The 6,217-nt window shown below is 43.4% G+C and carries 10 protein-coding genes; 4 read left to right on the top strand and 6 right to left on the bottom strand.

Annotation, left to right across the window (positions count from 1 at the left end):
• Positions 1-58 precede the first annotated feature (58 nt).
• The gene (locus QT992_RS32740) at positions 59-691 is read right to left on the bottom strand and encodes a Uma2 family endonuclease (protein ID WP_333335726.1); all 633 of its coding nucleotides are present in this window, start codon (positions 689-691) and stop codon (positions 59-61) included.
• A gap of 39 nt (positions 692-730) precedes the next feature.
• Positions 731-1,006 (bottom strand): hypothetical protein, encoded by a 276-nt coding sequence (locus QT992_RS32745; protein WP_333249238.1) that lies wholly within the window; start codon positions 1,004-1,006, stop codon positions 731-733.
• Between the two features lie 170 nt (positions 1,007-1,176).
• Between QT992_RS32745 and QT992_RS32750 the strand changes: the two genes are divergently transcribed.
• Positions 1,177-2,265, top strand: a complete 1,089-nt coding sequence (locus QT992_RS32750; RefSeq protein WP_333335722.1) for a hypothetical protein — start codon at positions 1,177-1,179, stop codon at positions 2,263-2,265.
• Between the two features lie 136 nt (positions 2,266-2,401).
• Here the strand turns inward: QT992_RS32750 and QT992_RS32755 are convergent, their stop codons facing one another.
• From QT992_RS32755 to QT992_RS32765, 3 genes are all read right to left on the bottom strand, one after another.
• Positions 2,402-2,581 (bottom strand): hypothetical protein, encoded by a 180-nt coding sequence (locus tag QT992_RS32755; RefSeq protein WP_172186618.1) that lies wholly within the window; start codon positions 2,579-2,581, stop codon positions 2,402-2,404.
• Positions 2,582-2,821: 240 nt separating this feature from the next.
• Positions 2,822-3,217, bottom strand: a complete 396-nt coding sequence (locus QT992_RS32760; protein ID WP_015179743.1) for a HEPN domain-containing protein — start codon at positions 3,215-3,217, stop codon at positions 2,822-2,824.
• On the bottom strand, positions 3,214-3,549 hold the full coding sequence (locus QT992_RS32765) for a nucleotidyltransferase domain-containing protein (protein WP_015179744.1): 336 nt from the start codon (positions 3,547-3,549) through the stop codon (positions 3,214-3,216). Before QT992_RS32765 ends, QT992_RS32760 begins: the two co-directional genes overlap by 4 nt.
• 166 nt (positions 3,550-3,715) lie before the next feature.
• Here QT992_RS32765 and QT992_RS32770 point away from each other — a divergent pair, with 166 nt between their 5' ends.
• Positions 3,716-3,871, top strand: a complete 156-nt coding sequence (locus QT992_RS32770; RefSeq protein ID WP_333335719.1) for a hypothetical protein — start codon at positions 3,716-3,718, stop codon at positions 3,869-3,871.
• A 158-nt stretch (positions 3,872-4,029) separates the two neighbouring features.
• Here QT992_RS32770 and QT992_RS32775 read toward each other — a convergent pair whose 3' ends face one another.
• Positions 4,030-4,926 carry a transposase family protein gene (locus QT992_RS32775; RefSeq protein WP_333335716.1) on the bottom strand — a complete coding sequence of 299 codons (897 nt, stop codon included), beginning with the start codon at positions 4,924-4,926 and terminating at the stop codon, positions 4,030-4,032.
• A 67-nt stretch (positions 4,927-4,993) separates the two neighbouring features.
• On the opposite strand from QT992_RS32775, the gene QT992_RS32780 reads away from it, so the two are divergent.
• Both QT992_RS32780 and QT992_RS32785 read left to right on the top strand, forming a co-directional pair.
• Positions 4,994-5,215: a hypothetical protein gene (locus QT992_RS32780; RefSeq protein ID WP_333335714.1), complete on the top strand. Its 222-nt coding sequence runs from the start codon at positions 4,994-4,996 to the stop codon at positions 5,213-5,215.
• A 643-nt stretch (positions 5,216-5,858) separates the two neighbouring features.
• Positions 5,859-6,217, top strand: a 359-nt coding sequence (locus QT992_RS32785; protein ID WP_333378689.1) for a helix-turn-helix domain-containing protein, incomplete at its 3' end; no start/stop codon positions are given.

Consider the following 6,217-nt stretch of genomic DNA (forward strand, 5'->3'; position numbering starts at 1 on the left):
TTTTAGTAGGCATTGACTTTATCGGAAAATTATCATAGTATACCATACAATATGCGTTTTAGATGCTGAACAGCTTAGCAGCATATCTGCCTGCCGCGAAGATTTGTTGCGCTGTTAATTGCAAGTCGGGAAAGATTGAGGAAATAAGCAGATCGTCATTTTGAAACAACTGTTTTTGATACTCGTCTTCTCGCAGCGTACAAATTGTAACTGTCGGCTGTTTGGGTTTGCCAATATATTCTCTGCCACCAATGCCCAAATAGTCAACAATCCAATACTCAGGCACTCCAAGCAGGGCGTAATCTTCAACTTTGCGAGCGTAATCGTTTTGCCAGTTGGTGCTAACGACTTCAGCAATCAGTTTAATTGAGGAACCTGATGTAATTACAGGTTCTTGTTGCCACAAAGGTTCATTAATTAGTCGAGTTTGGTCTAATACAAGCACATCGGGGCGAAAGGCTGTTGCTGTTCCTAATAGTTTGATGAGACAGCGAGGGGGGATAAGGTAGGGTAGATCCAGGCGGTCAATTTCTACATTCAGTTTTCGTCCCAAAAACCCAGATACTTGTTCGTGTGGCCCTGTTGGTTCCATTTCGGTTAATTCACCATCAATCAGTTCGTAACAATCGCTGTCGCCGTAGTTACTAATAAATTCATCAACAGTTATAAGTTTTGGAGGTGATTGAACCATTGTGTTTGTTCCTCATCCGACGGCAATGTACATCTTTATTCAAAGCCCCGCCATACCTGAAAGGTTTGCTGTGGGTTGTTTGTGGCTCTGTTCCTCGGCGTCAGTCAAAGTAATCTTTCGCCTACCAATCTGTTCGATTAACTCGCTCAAGCTCAATCCCCGCTCTCTGGCAACAGCTCGAAAACCTTCCCACCCCGCAGATGTTACCTGAATGTTCCTTTGCTTTTTTGGCTCCTCATATCGAGGTTCGCCTCCGCCTAACTTCAAATTAGCCAGAGAGTTCGGGTGGAGCTGCGTTCCTTTTCTTGGGGGCATTTGGCAACATTGTCCTTTCTCTATTTTCTTTATTATCCCACATTGTTAGTTGCTTTCCATGTTACTATATATAGTATGGAATAAACCCATGCCAGCGAAACTCTTCAAGCTGGTGTCTGGCTTTATTGCTGGCAAGTTAAGGGCTGACTTATTTCAGGAGGCACAAGGAAATGTACCCAACTCAGGAGACATCGGACAACGAGCAGCGTCAACCGTTCGTAGTTTTGCGAGGCTCAACAGGAAAGCGCCACCACACTGTTGCAGACTCCCTGCGGATTGACCCAGATTTCCAAACGCTCATCCCTCCTTTGAGTGCGATCGAGTTCGCTGCCTTAGAATCCAGTATTCTTGAGGAAGGATGTCGGGACCCCTTGGTGGTCTGGACTGAGGAGAAAATTCTGATTGACGGTCACAACCGCTATGCTATTTGTAGCGCGCACGGCATCCCCTACCAAACTGTAGAGATGTCTTTCGACAGCCCTAACGCCGTCAAAGTTTGGATGCTCCTCAATCAACTGGGCCGCCGCAATCTCACGTCTGAATCGGTTAGCTATTTGCGCGGCACTTGGTACGAGCTGACAAAGCAGCCCCGTGGCGGGGACAGAAAATCAAGTGGTCAAAATGACCACTTGAAAACAGAGGAAAAGTTGGGGGCGCTTTTCTTGGCATCCCCAAAAACGATTCGCAGAGACGCTCAGTTTGCTAAAGCAGTAGACACCCTGAGTTCTATTGGAGGAGAGGATATGAAGTGGAAAATACTGAATCGCTCTGCTGGACTGACCAAAAAAGAAGTTATTGCCTTAGCCGCTGAGGTTAAGAGCCGCCCAACTAAAGTTGCCAAAACTTTACAGGGGCGCGACCGACAAGTAAAAACTGAAGGTGAACCTACCATCGCCCACCACCTGACGCTCAAAATTGGTTCCTTGGTGGAAGTGTACGCGCCCGATCGCCAGGACGTTAACGGTCGGTTGGGGCGCATTCAGTCAGTGGGCGAGAAAACGGCTACCGTGTGGATGCGGCACATCCCTACTCTTGCCATGAACTTGCATACCTTCAAACACTCGGCTCTCACTGTTGTACCGCTCGAAAATCAACCCGGACTTCAAGAAATTTGCGATCGCACTGGCCGACTTCACCAATTAGGAAATCTAGACCCGTTTGAAGTCGAAATTCTGAACTTGTTAGAAAGAGCAACGGTTCTTACTCCCACCGAATTGCAGTATTTAGAACAGATTGAGGATAGACACAAACTTGATTGAGTGCCTCATGGTGTTGCTGAATCAAATATTCGGGGAGATTTGCAGGCGGGGCTTCGTCGTAATAGTAGATAAATAGACAACCGATGATGCTGTCGCTGTGTTCTAATAACCAGCAGAAAGAAAGGGGTTTTTTGATTTAATTGATGACGTATTTTTCAAATTCAAAGTTAGGTTTGACTAGCATTGAGGGGTCGATCGATTCGCGTTCAGCAGCGAATGCTTGCCAGAGAGGGGCCAGATCCTTTGCGTCGGTTGCGGTGGCTAGACGGTGGCTGTAAGGGGCGATCGGGGCGATCGGCATAGTTGTGGCTGTCATAGTTTTTGGGGAGTGAATTTGCTCCGAAGGTGAAAGCCTTCTATTGTGTATTGGGATTTCGCGGGGTATTTTTACGCAAAATCGGAGTTTTTATAATAAAAGTTAATATATAGGACTCAAAGAGGGAGGCCCAGAAACCGGGTTTTTTACGAAAATACTGAATCGCAGTGTTGAATCTGCTGAAAAACCCGGTTTCTTTAGTTGGCGGGTGCAGGAGTGGAAAGCAGGCTATCTACTCAATCAAGGAGAGGATGGAGGAATAGAATCAATATTTGCCAAAGCAAAGTTGAGCATTTCTTCTGCCCGATCTATTGTTTGCACTGCGTCTGTTTGTGAGATTTGTATATCAGCGTTATAGTCAGCTTCTAATCGAGTTTTTTGGGCATCTATTAGGTAACGATGGAACTGCACCGGAACGCGGCCCGAACGAGCAAATTTTTGACCGAAACCGGCGATGACAGCGGAGTGGCGAGAATAAGATAATTTCTCTGACTCTAAAAATGCAGTGACTATGTAAAACATCACATAATAAGCGCGGGAAGCGGCAGAATCAAAAAAGCCTTGCTCACATAAAACCCGTGCAGCCTGCAAAGTTCTATCAGCTTTATCAAGTAACCTTTGTTGCTCTGGGTTCATATTGGGACTCCTTCGCGACGGATATTGCGAAAGAAACCGCTTTCATACTCTTGGTACTTCTGAAGTGTGGCAAACATACAGCTAATCACGACGGTATGTTCTAAGCATATATCGGCAATCAAAACAGAAATACGCTCGCTTTCTTGGGAGTAATTGAAGGGTTGTTTGAGAAGGATTAATATATCAATATCGGAGTCCGGTCTAGCATCGCCTCTGGCTTGGGAACCATAGAGAATGATTCGGATTAACTGTTCGCCATAAAGATTTTCTAATCCCTGGCGGATTTGGGCAATAATTTCTTTGAGTTGAACATTGATCGTTGAAGTTGGCATAGTTGTTTATAAGCCAATCGATGATGTTTTTAGCTAAGATGTTGGCAATATACCAATTATACTGGCAAATGATGCTCGTAGTCGTCGGGCTCAAGTTGCCAAAACTTTACAGGGGCAATGTCGTTCGGTAAAGCCTGAAGATAAACCTGCCATCGCTCACCACCTGATGCTTAAAATTGGTTCCTTAGTAGAGGTGTACGCGCCCGATCGCGAAGATGTTAACGGCAGGTTAGGCCGCATTCAGTCAGTGGGCGAGAAAACCGCCACTGTGTGGATGCGACACATCCCCACCGTTACTATAGACATCTCCAAAAACAATTAAAGCCTTTGTGTAACTAGGCTGTATGACGTAAATGCAATCATCCTAAATTAGCTACTCTGTACGCTATAATAAGGCTTTGAGATATTTATTGTTGATAATTCAGCCAAAATATCTAGTTATCTGCGTTGATTTTAACCTGATGATGTAGCAGATATTTCTCATGGTAATATTAGCGCTCTAATTCGTAACCTTACTATTCCACAAATCGTCAACACTACTTGCTCATATTTTTGGGGATTCAACCTAAATCTTTCTTGGACAACTCGAAATATTTTGAGCGAGCGAATTCGATGTTCAACAAAGATTCTTTTAGCCGAAAATGCTTTGTTTTGTTCTTTTTGTTCAGTTGTTAATTCTCGATTTCTGGGTTTTTTAATCGGAGTTGTAATTAAAGCTTCTCCAACGTAAGCTTTATCTCCCTTAAATCTTTGTTGAGGGTCAAACTGTGAGCGTTCTTCTCGGAATAAAGTTATATCGCTTTTAGGTCCAGGTTTCCCTGCCACAACATCAACGATATCTCTACCATCTGGCATGACAATTATTTGACTTTTAAATGTATGATTACTCTTCTTGCCTGAGAAATATTTTTCTTGTTCATCCTTATCTCCAGGTCTTTCTCTGACTTGTTCGTAGGTATCTACTATTAATTCATATTCTGTGAGTATTTCCTTGACTATTTCATAGTCAGCAGCGTTTTTTTTTACTTGTTCAAGTAAGCTACATGGCAGCAATTCTCGCAATTGAGGCCACCAATAATTAAACGTATCATTAGCTGTAGACTCGCTTACTCCAAACTGGATGCCCAGAAGTTGAAATGTTGTCATATGCCTCAGATAGACTAATGTTAAAATTATTTGTTCGCTCACAGATAGTTTGGGTTTTCTACCGCCTCCACCAGCAATAATTCTAACTTTCTTGGATTCTAGTAAAGCTTGTTTTTCATGATGTAATCGTTCCGCGTTTTGGATTAATTGTTGTAACTGCTCATAATCCAGACCCATTAATCGCTGTGTTTCTTTAGGATGCTCTTCAATATGATTGAGTATGTCGCTCATGTTTCTGTGTCAAAAAAGCTTTATGATGTGATATTACCACGAACTGTTACTATTTTGGAGATGTCTTATGCAGTCATACACCTTCAAGCACTCGGCTCTCACTGCTGTACCGCTAGACAATCAACCCGGACTTCAAGAAATTTGCGATCGCACTGACCGACTTCACCAATTAGGAAATCTAGATCCTTTTGAGATAGAAATCCTCAACTTGTTAGAAAGAACAACGGCTCTTACTCCCACCGAATTGCAGTATTTAAAACAGATTGAGAACAGACACAAGCTTGATTGAGTGCCTCACAACTATTTTTCCTTTTGAGAACAGCAATAACTTCGGAAAGTTTATTTGATTCACTTGACAGTTCAAACACTGAGCCAATCAATTTTTGTTGAGATGCTAATTGTCGCAGTGAATAACAAGCGATCGCTCGCACTCGCTCGGGAGACTTGCTAGCATTTTTAGCAGCAAACGGCCCCCAGAAAGCACTCAGCACAATCTTAATCTGTTCCGATAGTGGGTATGTTTGACTCAAACAGTAATCCCAAACCATCTTATCGAATGGGTCGTCTAGTGCAACTAAAACACCCGAGATTTGCGACTGCACTTGCTTCTGATTTTGGTCAGATAACGGCTGATTGTTCAAATTTGCCATCATAGATTTCTCCTGTTAACTACCAGCCGGGAAGTCCCTCGGTATATTCACAGGGGACATATCTGAGCGCTGCGAAGTACCCCGTTGGGAATTACCGAGCGTGATGAAAGGCTCGTCGGATGGAGGAACGGAAGCCGACAATTAGACTTGCCTACTATGAATCAATCTTCGGGAGTATCTTGATTTTCGATGTTCTTTCCAGTGCTAAAATAGTAATTTGATGTTGCATTTTAAACGTACATAAATTATACTATGCAAAGGTCGAAAATAGGAAGTTTAGAAATGCAACTAACTTACAAATACCGCCTCAAACCCACAAAAGCCCAACTAACGACGATAGTGACTCACTTAGAACTTTGTCGCCGACAGTACAACTACCGACTCGGTGAAAGATTTAGATGGTGGGAAGCCACGAGAACGCCCATCAATGCCTGCCCCTTGATTGTTTCGATAGTCCCAATTGAGGAGATTTATAAAAATACTCCTTTGACGAGAGTCCAAACTAGAGACGGCAGGAAAAAGGATAAATCAGGCAATCGTTTGACTAGGAAAGGTGATGTTTTCTCGAACATTGAAGGCGGATATGTACAGTGGCAAACCATACAACTGGCTGACCTGAAAAACACAAAAAAGCTATTTCC

It is taken from the genome of Microcoleus sp. T3_D1 (assembly GCF_036700405.1).
Classification (GTDB): domain Bacteria; phylum Cyanobacteriota; class Cyanobacteriia; order Cyanobacteriales; family Microcoleaceae; genus Microcoleus.